We start from the raw sequence: 14,675 nt of genomic DNA, 5'->3' as shown, positions 1-14,675 counted from the left end.
ATTTATTATTATTTGTTATCGCCGTTGTTTCGGTTTGGTTTGTATACACCGAAATTTTGAAAATTGCCGTCCCCGATAACGATGCGGATACCGATAATAAAAAGATCATCCAGATCAGTACTGCGATTGCTAATCTATATGCTTCTGAAGCAGTAGGCCGGAATTCCATCCTTACTGGCTCCATCAAAGATTTTACAGAGTACAACAAAATGCTGGATAGTGTCAATTCAGAAATAGAAATCATAAAATATCATGCCGAACCGGATCAGCTGAGCAAATTCGACTCCATACAGCTTTTACTCAATAAAAAGAAAAAGAGTATCACTGACATTATTACTTTCCGCAAAAAATACAATCAAAACTCAACCTTTGACAAAGCCGTTAATGGTATTTACAGAACTAAAGACTCCCTGACCAGTAAAGTCAAACCGGTCAAATTTAAAGATGGCAATCAGGTTCGGAAAGTGATCAAAGACGCGCTGCCGCCACGAATCTACGATTCCCTGAGCAAGCTTCAGATTCCCAATGACTCGCTCGCTATGGCCTTTGAAGATGTCCTGACTGACCTCGTGATTAAAGATAATCTCCTTAAATTTCAGTTATTCAAAAAAGAACAGAAACTACAGGACGAAAACAGAATCATCTCCGATAAGCTTCGGGTAATTTTAAGTTCTCTTGAGAATGAGATCCTCCAAAAATCTTATGTCAAAATAAAACAGTCCAAAGCTGCGATTGACCATACTACCCAAACAATGGCCTGGATTGGTGCCGGCACTTTCCTGCTCTTAATCGTTTTTGCATGGATTATCATCAGTGACCTTTCTAAAAATCAACGGTACAGAACCCAACTTGAAGTCCTGAATGTAGAAAAGGAGGATTTGTTGCGCAGTAAAATGATGCTTTTAGCCACAGTGACCCATGACATCCAGACACCATTAGGCAGTATCATCGGATTTTCAGACCTCTTAAAAGGTACAGAATTAAATCCGAAACAGAAACAATACCTCGACAATGTCAAACATTCATCGCATTACATCTTAAAACTGGTCAATGACCTTATTGACTTTTCCAAACTGGAGAATGATAAGATCAAGATTGAACAGATCAGTTTCAATTTCAAGGAACTCATTGAAAATACCTGCCAGCCCTTAGAGCCCAACGCCCTGAACAAAGGCATACAGTTAAAATGGAATATTGACGAGCACCTCAATAACAATTATATTTCCGATCCCTACCGGATCAAACAGATACTGACGAACCTGATTACAAATTCCATCAAATTTACCCAGGAAGGTTCCGTCCAGGTGGCGGCAACAATACAATATCCAAATGCGCGACCGTTTATTGTCATTCAGGTCATTGATACTGGGATCGGGATTCCCAAAAGCCAGCAGGAGATCATTTTCAAGGAATTTACACAGGCACATTCGGGAATTGAGAAAAAATTTGGTGGTACCGGATTAGGCCTTACTATTGCACAGAGGATATTACACTTATTGGGCGGTGATATTACGGTAGAAAGTGAACCTCTTGAAGGGGCCGTATTTACTATCAAAATACCTCTTGAAAAATCAAATGTAACTGATCCGATAGCGCAAAACACCGATGCCGAAAAGGAATATAATTTTTTAAGGAATAAAAAAATACTTATCATTGACGATGACGCTATGCAATTGGGCCTTATGAAAGAAATTTTCAGCAACTACCCTCCGGAAATAAAAACTACCGTTGATGCAGCCCTTGCTATTGATATTTTAACGAATGAGCCGTTTGATTTGGTTTTAAGCGATATACAGATGCCTAAAATTGACGGCTTTGAACTGGTCAATCAAATCCGGAACCATAAAAATCCAAAAATATCAAACCTGCCTGTGATCGCGTTATCCGGTAAAAGAGATTTGAGCATGGATGATTTTACTGCAAAAGGATTTACATCTTTTCACCCGAAACCCATACAGCTTGAAGCATTATTGTCATTGCTCCGCGATATTTTTGAAAATCGTGTTATCCTTCCTTTGGTCATTCCTGCCAAAATAGAATATTCAGAGGACCTTTATGACCTGAGCAGTCTGAACCAGTTTACCCAAAATGATCAGGAATCACTAAAATTGATTCTTAAAAATTTCATTCTAAGCGCAGATGAAAATTGCGAATTATTACTCCAAAAAACGATGGAGCAAGATCAAAATGCTATGTCGGAATTAGCACATAAAATGATTCCAATGCTGAAACAAATGAATGTACACTCTATAGTTTCCTTATTAGAAATTATTGAAGACAAAAAATTAGCCCCCAATGAGGAAGCTCTAATTTTTGTAAAAAATGTTGTGGCATCGATTCAGGCACTGAATCAAAAATTTGAAGAGGATATTTTAAATTAGAGCTCTATATTATAAAGCTTAAGTTTATTATATAACGTTTTACGATCTATATCCAGCATAATTGCTGCCTTGGATTTATTGTAATTTGTCTTTTCCAATGCCTGTCGTATCGCTGTTTCCTCATCCTGTTGGGAATACAGCGAATAGGTCACCTGTTTTTCAGGGCTTTCGAGCATTTCCAAAGGCAGTACATCAATAGTCACATAATCGGACTTGGTCAATAAAACCGATCTTTTGATGATGTTTTTCATTTCCCTCAAATTGCCAGGCCATTCGTAATTCTTAAACAGATCAGTAACATCATCACTAAATCCGATGACATCTTTTTCGAGATCATCATTGGCTTGTGCCAAGAAGTGATTCGCAAAAATCATAAGGTCATTCTTGCGCTCTGAGAGCTTTGGTACCTGAATACAGAACTCATTAAGCCTGTGATACAAATCTTCCCTGAAATCGCCTCTTTTAACGGCTTCGGCTAAATCTTCATTGGTTGCCGCGATCACACGGATATCAACTTTTATTTCCTGGTTGCTTCCAATCGGTTTTACTTTTCGCTCCTGAAGTGCCCGCAATAACTGAACCTGTACGTCGTAAGATAGATTACCTACTTCATCCAGGAAAATCGTACCGCCATTAGCTGCTTCAAAATGACCAATTTTATCATTAATCGCTCCTGTAAATGAGCCTTTAAGATGTCCAAAAAACTCGCTGGACGCTAATTCCTTTGGTATTGCGCCGCAATCTACTGCAATGAAAGGTTTTGCATGACGCTTGCTTTGCATATGAATCGAATGTGCTATATATTCTTTACCAGTACCACTATCACCAATAATCAATACCGACATATTGGTAGGAGCCACGAGGCTTATGTATTCATGTAATTGATTGGAATGATTACTGATCCCTTTTACAAATTGAACGGATTCAGTCGCAACTGCTTTTTGAGGAGCAACCGGTTTGGTATCCTGTATATTGGTTTTCTTTAGGGCTGCATTAATAGTATGGAGGATTTCGTCCGGATTAATTGGTTTCCCAACATAATCATAGGCACCCAATTTCATAGAATTAACCGCAGTCTTAATATCGGTATAACCGGTCATTAAGATAACCTGGGTATCAAATGAAATTTCTTTGACCGTTTTAAGGACCTGTAAACCATCACTATCCGGGAGTCTGATATCGGTAAGAACAATATCAAATTTTTCAGCTTTTATAATGTCTACTGCATCTTTCGCTGTGAAAGCATTAGTTACTTCAAATCCTTTCTTTTGTAAAAAAGTCTGAAGCATTAAACAAAAAGATGTATCATCATCAACAACTAAAATTTTCGAACTCATCTGGGAGATTATATATTAGGCATTACAAATTTATAGTTTAATGTTAATTAATAGTGTTAATAAATGTTATAATGCAGCATTTATTATAAAATAAAAAAGGAGACATTGCTGTCTCCTTAGTGAGAATAAATTCTCTTTTTCACCTTACTTAAAATTTTAGCCTATGGGTTAGATAGCTATATATTGTATTGATATAATTTCAATTTGTATCCTTGTTCGTTATTATAGTATATGAAATAAACGTGCCAAAAAATGACTCTAAGCACAAACACTATACAATTAACTGAAAAACAAACAGATAAGCCATTTTTAGTCAAGCTATTTTTTTATTACACATATTTAATTATGTGGAATTCTACACAATAGTGTGGAAAAAATCAACATATTAGTGTGGATTTGGATAATTGACCCCATTTCACAAGTGTCTATTTATAAGCTCAAAAACAAAATTTATTGATCCCATTAGTATAAATTGCCATTACAGAAAACGGGTTTATGATATTAAATACCATAAGCCTGTATAATAATTATCTTATTACGCACAATCATGTAACGTAATTAATTATACTTCTTTCACAAATTCACCGGCAGCGGTAAAGAGAGCGGTTACTTTTTGCCCGTCTTTCGAGAGTATCAATTTGTATTCTCCATCAGCGGCTACATAAGCCTCTTCAAGGCTATAACCCGAGTACTTGGCTCCAATTACTTTCAAAGCATCCTGAGAGATCTCTGAGGCTTCTATTTTCTTATATTCTTTCTCCTGGTGGATAGTAGTATTGGTAGTTGTGGATTCAGTTACTGTGTTAGCAGAAGCATTAAACGATAAGGCAATTACTAAAGCGGCTGTTAAAAATAAATTTTTCATAATGCTATATTTTAAGGTTGTACTTGTTCTCTGTATAATCAGTATGAAAGAACTATACCAAAGCATTCCGTTTTATTAAAGCCACTTACTTAATAGCTATATTACAGCGCTTTATGGCATTTTCGTGCGATATATTGAAATCTAAAAAAGCAGTTTTATTTCTACACTATGTGGAAGCAGTACACAAAAGGGATCAAGAACAAAACTTGGGGAGGAATGTCAAAATAAAATCAGAAATTTGCAATCTAAGAATTTGATATGACCCCTATAGAGCTATTGAAGTTTATGCTTCCTGATTTTTTAGTTGACCATTTTGAAGTGGTTTCTTCTACTAATACAGAAGAAATATTACACCTATACTTTGAAGAGAATGCCAAACCTCCGTCAGAATTTAATGGACTTCAGTTAATCTCAAAGGGTTTCCAGGATGAGATCACTATTCAGGACTTTCCTTTGAGAGGGAAGTTTGTGTATCTACACATCAAAAGACGTCGCTGGACCAATAAAGACACAAGTGAGATCGTTAAAAGAGATTGGAATCTAGTTGCCAAGGGAACCCGCATGACTCAGGAGTTTGCGGCTTTTTTAAAAGAAATTAATAGATAAAACTGCTATTGACTGTCATACCATTGGAGGTTTCTTTGGAGTCAATGGGAAAAAATTACAAAGACAATACAAAAAATATTTAAGCTCCTTTAGTACGTGGGCTCCACGTGAACATGCACATGAGTGGATTATTTATCCTGAAAATATAGGTACCCACTTGTCAATTGATGAAGTAGCCTTGTCTCAGGGTGAGCTTTTTACTATTGTAACCAATAAGGAAGCTAGAGGTAAAAAAGGTTGCCTAGTTGCTATTGTTGCAGGGACAAAGGCAGATCAGGTCATTGAACATATCTGTAAAATTGATTACAAAAAAAGAAGTTGGGTTCAAGAAATAACACTTGACATGGCTAATTCCATGAAGTTGATTTCCAAAAAATGTTTTCCAAAAGCGGTACAGGTGACCGATAGATTTCATGTTCAAAAATTGGCTCTAGAAGCATTACAGGAGATTAGAATAAAATATCGTTGGGAAGCGATGGATACTGAGAATCGATTGATATTACAAGCGAAAAGAGAAAACAAAACTTATCGCCCAGATCTTTTATCTAATGGAGACTCTGTAAAACAGTTGCTCGCCAGAAGTAGATATGTTCTTTATAAATCCCGCAATAAATGGACCGAAAGACAAAATGAACGAGCCCAATTGTTATTTAGCTTATATCCCGATATTAAAAAAGCATACAGTTTAACCCAACAACTACGAGGTATTTACAACAATCATAACAATAAACACGTTGCGATGACAAAACTGGCACATTGGTACAGGAATGTAGAGGAGTCAGGGTTTAAAAATTTTAATATCCTTTTAAATACTATAACGGTTAATTACCAGTCAATCTTAAACTATTTTGACAATAGAAGTACAAATGCTTCAGCAGAATCTTTTAATGCTAAAGTAAAAGCATTTAGAAGTCAATTTAGAGGAGTGCGTAAAGTAGATTTCTTCTTATTTAGATTATCTAATCTTTTTGGGTAATCCCCAAGCTTTGCGTTTGATCCCACTTTTGTTGTTTTGTTTTGTTGTACAGAAGTGTTGTAAAACAAAAAACCCTTCATCATAGATGAAGGGTTTTTAAAAGAAAGGCGACGACATACTCTCCCACATAACTGCAGTACCATCTGCGCAGGCGGGCTTAACTTCTCTGTTCGGGATGGGAAGAGGTGAGCCCCGCCGCAATAACCACCTTAAGTCGTTACAATTGCTTTGGGCAATCTTTCTATTATTAATACACCATAAATTGATGCAAAACAACAGACAATATCTTAACATACTGAGATAAAGAAAGTATTTTTATTTACTATTTTTAGAAAGTTGCACCCTCCCGGTTCCCCGGGAGGATTCGTACATAAGCTTACGGGTTATTAGTACTACTCGACTATGACATTACTGCCTTTACATCTATAGCCTATCAACGTGGTCATCTTCCACGACCCTTAAAAGAAATCTCATCTTGTGGTGGGTTTCGCGCTTATATGCTTTCAGCGCTTATCCCTTCCAAACGTAGCTACTCTGCGATGCCCCTGGCGGGACAACAGATACACTAGAGGTTTGTCCAACTCGGTCCTCTCGTACTAGAGTCAGATCCACTCAAATTTCTAACGCCCACAGTAGATAGAGACCGAACTGTCTCACGACGTTCTGAACCCAGCTCGCGTGCCACTTTAATGGGCGAACAGCCCAACCCTTGGGACCTTCTCCAGCCCCAGGATGTGACGAGCCGACATCGAGGTGCCAAACCCCCCGTCGATATGAGCTCTTGGGGGAGATCAGCCTGTTATCCCCGGCGTACCTTTTATCCTTTGAGCGATGGCCCTTCCATGCGGAACCACCGGATCACTATGCTCTACTTTCGTACCTGATCGACCTGTATGTCTCTCAGTCAAGCTCCCTTATGCCATTGCACTCTACGCACGGTTACCAAGCGTACTGAGGGAACCTTTAGAAGCCTCCGTTACTCTTTTGGAGGCGACCACCCCAGTCAAACTACCCACCAAGCAATGTCCCCCGCAATACGGGGTTAGGCTTCAGATAAGCAAAGGGTGGTATTTCAACAATGACTAACCAACGCCTGGCGACGCTGGATCGAAGTCTCCCACCTATCCTACACATCACTTATCCAAAGTCAATACTAAGCTATAGTAAAGGTGCACAGGGTCTTTTCGTCCCACTGCGGGTAATCGGCATCTTCACCGATACTACAATTTCACCGAGCTCATGGCTGAGACAGTGTCCAGATCGTTACACCATTCGTGCAGGTCGGAACTTACCCGACAAGGAATTTCGCTACCTTAGGACCGTTATAGTTACGGCCGCCGTTTACTGGGGCTTCAATTCAATGCTTCTCCGAAGATAACATCTCCTCTTAACCTTCCAGCACCGGGCAGGTGTCAGGCCCTATACTTCATCTTACGATTTTGCAGAGCCCTGTGTTTTTGATAAACAGTCGCCTGGACCTCTTCACTGCGGCCAGCTTGCGCTGGCGACCTTTCTCCCGAAGTTACAGGTCTATTTTGCCTAATTCCTTAGCCATGAATCTCTCGAGCACCTTAGGATTCTCTCCTCGACTACCTGTGTCGGTTTACGGTACGGGTACTAATAACCTGAAGTTTAGAGGTTTTTCTTGGAAGCCCTTAGGTGTACTATCTCTTTGTCCGAAGACTCCGAGTACTATCGGCCTTTGCCATTCTCAACGGATTTGCCTATCGAGAATATAGCTACAGCCTTCAACGAACTATTCCGTCAGTTCGCGACACTTTCATCACTCCGTCACCCCATCACAGTTATCAGTAGTACGGGAATATTAACCCGTTGGCCATCGACTGTCCCTTTCGGGTTCGCCTTAGGACCCGACTAACCCTCAGCTGATTAGCATAGCTGAGGAAACCTTAGTCTTTCGGTGTGCGGGTTTCTCGCCCGCATTATCGTTACTTATGCCTACATTTTCTTTTCTAACCGGTCCAGCATACCTCACGATACACCTTCGGCCCTGTTAGAATGCTCCCCTACCACTTGTAATAAATTACAAATCCATAGCTTCGGTAATATGCTTATGCCCGATTATTATCCATGCTCGTCCGCTCGACTAGTGAGCTGTTACGCACTCTTTAAATGAATGGCTGCTTCCAAGCCAACATCCTAGCTGTCTGGGCAGACAAACCTCGTTTTTTCAACTTAGCATATATTTGGGGACCTTAGCTGATGGTCTGGGTTCTTTCCCTCTCGGACATGGACCTTAGCACCCATGCCCTCACTGTTAGTGAACATTATATAGCATTCGGAGTTTGTCAGGAATTGGTAGGCGGTGAAGCCCCCGCATCCAATCAGTAGCTCTACCTCTATATAACTTTATAACTAACGCTGCACCTAAATGCATTTCGGGGAGTACGAGCTATTTCCGAGTTTGATTGGCCTTTCACCCCTACCCACAGGTCATCCGAAGACTTTTCAACGTCAACCGGTTCGGACCTCCACTATGTGTTACCACAGCTTCATCCTGCCCATGGGTAGATCACACGGTTTCGCGTCTAACACTACTGACTAAAGCGCCCTATTCAGACTCGCTTTCGCTACGGATCCGTGGCTTAACCACTTATCCTTGCCAGCAACGTTAACTCGTAGGCTCATTATGCAAAAGGCACGCCGTCACCCCACGAAAGGGCTCCGACCGCTTGTAAGCGTATGGTTTCAGGATCTATTTCACTCCGTTATTCACGGTTCTTTTCACCTTTCCCTCACGGTACTGGTTCACTATCGGTCTCTCAGGAGTATTTAGCCTTAGCGGATGGTCCCGCCAAATTCAGACAGGGTTTCACGTGCCCCGCCCTACTCAGGATACCACTATTCTTATCTTCTATTACTAATACGGGACTATCACCCTCTATGGTTTAACTTTCCAGTTAATTCTTATTCTATCCGCAAGAAATCGCGTGGTCCTACAACCCCAAAATTGCCGTAACAACTTTGGTTTGGGCTAATCCGCGTTCGCTCGCCACTACTTACGGAATCACTTTTGTTTTCTTCTCCTCCGCCTACTTAGATGTTTCAGTTCAGCGGGTTTGCTCACCTATCGGTGTGGCATGTCTTCAACATACCGGGTTGCCCCATTCGGATATCTACGGATCAAGTCGTGTGTGCCGATCCCCGTAGCTTTTCGCAGCTTATCACGTCCTTCATCGCCTCTGAGAGCCTAGGCATTCCCCATACGCCCTTATTTTGCTTATTGTACTTTCTCTTTACATATTACTATGTAAAAAATTGTGCTTTCTACTTTTTAATATTTTTCTTATCTCAATATGTCAATGAACTTTTTTCACTCTACGTGAATTGTGGAGAATATCGGAGTCGAACCGATGACCTCCTGCGTGCAAGGCAGGCGCTCTAGCCAGCTGAGCTAATCCCCCATTTCCTAATTTTAAATTATGAATGTTGAATTTTGAATTAATGGTAATTCATACTCATACTTCTAAAATTTCCTTTTAATTAAGCTTAAAATAGTAGTCCCGGGCAGACTCGAACTGCCGACCCCTACATTATCAGTGTAGTACTCTAACCAGCTGAGCTACGAGACTCTGTTTTTTTGCTTAATTTGTATTATTTGAACTAACAGCGAGAGTAATGCATCATATACATCATAAAGAGCTTCATTTTACGTCTTTCTCTAGAAAGGAGGTGTTCCAGCCGCACCTTCCGGTACGGCTACCTTGTTACGACTTAGCCCCAGTTACCAGTTTTACCCTAGGCAGCTCCTTGCGGTCACCGACTTCAGGTACCCCCAGCTTCCATGGCTTGACGGGCGGTGTGTACAAGGCCCGGGAACGTATTCACCGGATCATGGCTGATATCCGATTACTAGCGATTCCAGCTTCACGGAGTCGAGTTGCAGACTCCGATCCGAACTGTGAACGGTTTTATAGATTCGCTCCTGGTCGCCCAGTGGCTGCTCTCTGTACCGTCCATTGTAGCACGTGTGTAGCCCAAGGCGTAAGGGCCGTGATGATTTGACGTCATCCCCACCTTCCTCTCAGTTTGCACTGGCAGTCTCGTTAGAGTTCCCGACATGACTCGCTGGCAACTAACGACAGGGGTTGCGCTCGTTATAGGACTTAACCTGACACCTCACGGCACGAGCTGACGACAACCATGCAGCACCTTGTAAATTGTCCGAAGAAAAAACTGTTTCCAGTCCTGTCAATCTACATTTAAGCCTTGGTAAGGTTCCTCGCGTATCATCGAATTAAACCACATGCTCCACCGCTTGTGCGGGCCCCCGTCAATTCCTTTGAGTTTCATTCTTGCGAACGTACTCCCCAGGTGGGATACTTATCACTTTCGCTTAGCCACTCAGATTTGCACCCGAACAGCTAGTATCCATCGTTTACGGCGTGGACTACCAGGGTATCTAATCCTGTTCGCTACCCACGCTTTCGTCCATCAGCGTCAATATATTAGTAGTAACCTGCCTTCGCAATCGGTATTCCATGTAATATCTAAGCATTTCACCGCTACACTACATATTCTAGTTACTTCCTAATAATTCAAGCCCTGCAGTATCAATGGCAATTTCCCGGTTGAGCCGGGAGATTTCACCACTGACTTACGAGGCCGCCTACGGACCCTTTAAACCCAATGATTCCGGATAACGCTTGGATCCTCCGTATTACCGCGGCTGCTGGCACGGAGTTAGCCGATCCTTATTCCTACGGTACCGTCAATCTGGCTCACGAGCCAGGGTTTCTTCCCGTATAAAAGCAGTTTACAATCCATAGGACCGTCATCCTGCACGCGGCATGGCTGGATCAGGCTTGCGCCCATTGTCCAATATTCCTCACTGCTGCCTCCCGTAGGAGTCTGGTCCGTGTCTCAGTACCAGTGTGGGGGATCTCCCTCTCAGGACCCCTACCCATCGTTGCCTTGGTATGCCGTTACCATACCAACTAGCTAATGGGACGCATGCTCATCTTTTACCGATAAATCTTTAATTATTAAATGATGCCACTCAATAATACTATAAGGTATTAATCCAAATTTCTCTGGGCTATCCCTTTGTAAAAGGTAGATTGCATACGCGTTACGCACCCGTGCGCCGGTCTCTGGTTCCGAAGAACCATACCCCTCGACTTGCATGTGTTAAGCCTGCCGCTAGCGTTCATCCTGAGCCAGGATCAAACTCTTCATCGTATAATTTTAATAATTTGTCGACGAAAATTTAGCGTATTCTTTACTACCTATAGTAGCCTTACTCTCTCTTATTTGCTGTCAATTCAATATGTCTATGAACGTGTCTTCTTGTGTTTCGCTTGTCTCTCAAAGCGGCTGCAAAACTATATCTTTCGTTTCTATCTCGCAAGCTTTTTTTGAAGTTTTTTTTTCGGAAGATTTAACACCTCCTTTTCCCTTCTATTACTTACTCAATCTTTCAACGAACTTCCCGTGTTTTGCGGAGCGCAAAGGTAAATCATCTCTTTATTTCTGACAAGCTTTTTGTAAAGTATTTTTTCAACACCTTTTCTTAAACCCATCTCAATATAATTATGAACTCGCCCTTATTGCGGGTGCAAAAGTAACCCCTTTTTCCGCTTTTCCTAGCCTTTAATACCCTTTTTTTAAGATTTATTTAATATTATATTTTAATTGTCTGGAAAACAATAAACTAACCACAGGAAGGTTTTAAAACTTTCTTCAGCCGTGCGTTGATTTCTATTTTAACCACAGTACTACTCCTATATAATAGGCAACTCCAGCTACTACCCTAAAACAAAATCCCCTTTTTGATCTGAATCAAAAAGGGGATTTTTATACTTTATATACTATACCTATATTATATAGACAGCAATCACATTGCCGTTATCATCAATATTAATCAAAACGAATTGCTTTGATTGGAGAAATTCGTGTTATTATATAGGAAGGAATCAGCAGAACCAAAAGACAAATTACAATTGTCCCCACGTTCAATCCTACAATATACAACCAATTAAAATAAACAGGTGCTTCTGTCACATAGTAATTCTCGGGGTTCAGTTTGATTACCCCGAAATATTTTTGGATCAATAATAAACCAATCGCTAAAACATTTCCAATAATTAGCCCGGAAAAAATAAGGTAGGCAGAATTATAGAGAAATATTTTACGGATCACCCAATTACTCGCACCAAGCGCTTTTAAAGTTCCAATCATTTGTGTACGCTCCAAAATCAACACCAATAATGCAACTACCATATTAATTGTAGCTACAAGAATCATAAGCACCAAAATCAATACAATATTGAAATCAAAAAGTTTGAGCCAATCAAATATGTAAGCGTATTTCTCTACAATAGTCTGAGTGTCGAGCGTAGGTGGAATTTTTTCATATACTTCTTTACCGGTAGCAGCTATAGCCGTGAAGTCCTTTACATAAAGTTCAAATGCTCCCACCTGATCCGGCTGCCATTTATTGATTCGTTGCATATGACGGATATCCCCCATGATATAAGTGCCATCATACTCCTGAAGACCGGAATTATAGATTCCCACTAATGTAAAAACCCTCCGATTCGGTAATTTATTCGCTTCCTCTTTCATAAAATAGGTATTAAAACGATCCCCTATTTTAAGATTAAGCCGGTTTGCCAGAAATTCTGAGATTAAGACTTCCTCATTGAGAGTTCCGCTAAGATTCGGTTTCCTCCCTTTTACGATATACTCTTCTATATTATCCCATTCGAAATCTTTACCGATTCCTTTAAAGATTATTCCTTCAAATGATTTTTCGGTCCGGATGATACCTGCCTTTTTAATAATTGCCTGTATGTGCCTTATACCAGCGACTGTTTTAAATTGCGGATAAAAATCCTGTTGGGTAGAAATCGGCACCAGACTCACATCTGAACTATTGTTGTCAAAATTGGATATGATAATATTCCCATTAAAAGCAGAAACCTTTTGACGGATTTTTTGCTGTAATCCAATACCTGTAGCAACGGACACAATCATCATAACCATTCCGATAGCAATTGCTGCTATTGCAATTTTCATAATTGGTGTGGATATACTACTTTTATGATCTTTAGCAGTAATCAATCTTTTGGCTATAAAATATTCTAAATTCAAATTGACTTATTTTTAATAGCACAAATATACACAAACTTATTTGCCTTGCCTTTCCGCTGGCTTAAGTTGATAATACAATTTTAATAAACATTTACAGCCAACCCTATGAGCACTATTTTCAACTATTCCCAATTCATTTTAGCAGGCCTGCTAATTCTAAGCACCTGTGGCAATACTACAGTCAGGAATGCACCTTCAAAAAAAAACCATAATCCTCCTACTGCCACAACTGATTCCCTCAATAATCCTATAGCAACTGCCGCGATTAAGACCGGAGCAGAAAATTACACCACTTACCTTCCCTTATTAGCAGGAAAACGTATCGGTATAGTGACCAATCAAACTGGAATCATTACTGAAGGAACAACACCAGTTTCAATTGTAGACTTTTTACTTTCGAAAAAAATCAATCTTCAAAAAATATTTGCTCCAGAACATGGTTTCCGTGGTACTGCAGATGCTGGTGAACATATCAAAGACGGTACCGACACCAAAACTGGGCTTCCCGTAATTTCGCTGTATGGCAATAACAAAAAACCAAAAGCAGCACAACTTGCAGGAATTGATGTTCTCGTTTTTGATCTTCAGGATGTAGGTGCCCGATTTTATACTTATATTTCTTCCTTACATTATATTATGGAAGCCTGTGCAGAAAACAATATCCCACTTATTATTTTAGACCGGCCAAATCCTAATGGCGGTATAATTGACGGCCCTATTTTGGAAAAAGAAAATTCCAGTTTCGTAGGCATGCACCCTATTCCAATATTACACGGAATGACAATCGGTGAATATGGTCAAATGATCAACGGTGAAAAGTGGCTTAAAAATAATGTCACCTGCAAGATTACCGTTATTCCATGCCTGAATTACAAAAGAGACATGCGCTATGACGTCCCCGTAAAGCCATCGCCTAATTTACCAAATTCACAATCCATCAATTTATATCCCAGCCTGTGCTTATTTGAAGGTACTACTGTAAGTTCCGGAAGGGGAACGGAGAAACAATTCCAGATCTATGGTTCTCCTTATCTACCTAAAAAGGGCTTCTCTTTCACTCCCAAACCGAATGAGGGTGCCAAAGATCCAATGTATAATGGTATCGCTTGTTATGGCGAAGATTTATCAAATGCTCCGAGGGTGACTAAATTAGAATTAAAATGGCTTATCAGGGCCTATCAAGAAACAGAAGATAAAACGAAATTCTTTATTCCTTTTTTTACAAAATTGGCCGGGACACAGCAATTGAAAACTCAAATTGAAAAAAATGTACCAGAACAGGACATCCGAAAAAGTTGGGAAAGCGGGCTGGAAGCCTTCAAAAAAATGCGAGAGCCCTATTTACTGTATTAAATAGAACGGATTTACAACAGGGTAATTAAATTCTTAATATT

Annotated in this window: 7 protein-coding genes, 2 tRNA genes and 3 rRNA genes; 4 read left to right on the top strand and 8 right to left on the bottom strand. The window is 40.2% G+C overall.

Annotated features, from left to right (window positions below; genetic code table 11):
* Positions 1–56: 56 nt before the first annotated feature.
* Positions 57–2,381: a hybrid sensor histidine kinase/response regulator gene (locus FK004_RS08070; protein WP_170108548.1), complete on the top strand. Its 2,325-nt coding sequence runs from the start codon at positions 57–59 to the stop codon at positions 2,379–2,381.
* Here FK004_RS08070 and FK004_RS08065 read toward each other — a convergent pair.
* Both FK004_RS08065 and FK004_RS08060 read right to left on the bottom strand, forming a co-directional pair.
* A complete protein-coding gene (locus tag FK004_RS08065; protein ID WP_108736803.1) occupies positions 2,378–3,718 on the bottom strand; it encodes a sigma-54-dependent transcriptional regulator in 1,341 nt (446 codons plus the stop codon). The genes FK004_RS08070 and FK004_RS08065 overlap by 4 nt on opposite strands.
* A 562-nt stretch (positions 3,719–4,280) precedes the next feature.
* The gene (locus FK004_RS08060; protein WP_108736802.1) at positions 4,281–4,583 is read right to left on the bottom strand and encodes a hypothetical protein; all 303 of its coding nucleotides are present in this window, start codon (positions 4,581–4,583) and stop codon (positions 4,281–4,283) included.
* A gap of 258 nt (positions 4,584–4,841) precedes the next feature.
* Here FK004_RS08060 and FK004_RS08055 point away from each other — a divergent pair, with 258 nt between their 5' ends.
* Both FK004_RS08055 and FK004_RS08050 read left to right on the top strand, forming a co-directional pair.
* On the top strand, positions 4,842–5,189 hold the full coding sequence (locus FK004_RS08055; protein ID WP_108736801.1) for an ISAon1 family transposase N-terminal region protein: 348 nt from the start codon (positions 4,842–4,844) through the stop codon (positions 5,187–5,189).
* The gene (locus tag FK004_RS08050) at positions 5,182–6,165 is read left to right on the top strand and encodes an ISAon1 family transposase (protein WP_108736800.1); all 984 of its coding nucleotides are present in this window, start codon (positions 5,182–5,184) and stop codon (positions 6,163–6,165) included. Before FK004_RS08055 ends, FK004_RS08050 begins: the two co-directional genes overlap by 8 nt.
* A 102-nt stretch (positions 6,166–6,267) precedes the next feature.
* On the opposite strand, the gene rrf is transcribed toward FK004_RS08050, so the two are convergent.
* From rrf to FK004_RS08020, 6 genes are all read right to left on the bottom strand, one after another.
* Positions 6,268–6,377 (bottom strand): 5S ribosomal RNA (gene rrf / locus FK004_RS08045).
* Between the two features lie 154 nt (positions 6,378–6,531).
* Positions 6,532–9,412 (bottom strand): 23S ribosomal RNA (locus FK004_RS08040).
* Between the two features lie 104 nt (positions 9,413–9,516).
* Positions 9,517–9,590 (bottom strand) — tRNA-Ala (locus FK004_RS08035).
* Between the two features lie 94 nt (positions 9,591–9,684).
* Positions 9,685–9,758 (bottom strand) — tRNA-Ile (locus FK004_RS08030).
* Positions 9,759–9,851: 93 nt separating this feature from the next.
* Positions 9,852–11,367, bottom strand: a 16S ribosomal RNA gene (locus tag FK004_RS08025).
* The 16S, 23S and 5S rRNA genes sit together here with 2 tRNA genes alongside, the layout of an rRNA operon.
* A 678-nt stretch (positions 11,368–12,045) precedes the next feature.
* Entirely contained in the window at positions 12,046–13,281 is a 1,236-nt protein-coding gene (locus FK004_RS08020; RefSeq protein ID WP_108736799.1) for an ABC transporter permease, read from the bottom strand.
* 105 nt (positions 13,282–13,386) lie between these two features.
* On the opposite strand from FK004_RS08020, the gene FK004_RS08015 reads away from it, so the two are divergent.
* The gene (locus FK004_RS08015; RefSeq protein WP_108736798.1) at positions 13,387–14,634 is read left to right on the top strand and encodes an exo-beta-N-acetylmuramidase NamZ family protein; all 1,248 of its coding nucleotides are present in this window, start codon (positions 13,387–13,389) and stop codon (positions 14,632–14,634) included.
* Positions 14,635–14,675 lie beyond the last annotated feature (41 nt).

It is taken from the genome of Flavobacterium kingsejongi, assembly GCF_003076475.1.
GTDB classification, from domain to species: Bacteria; Bacteroidota; Bacteroidia; order Flavobacteriales; family Flavobacteriaceae; genus Flavobacterium; species Flavobacterium kingsejongi.
The sequence above is the reverse complement of the archived record's forward strand: the minus strand, read 5'-3'. Positions and strand labels throughout refer to the sequence as shown.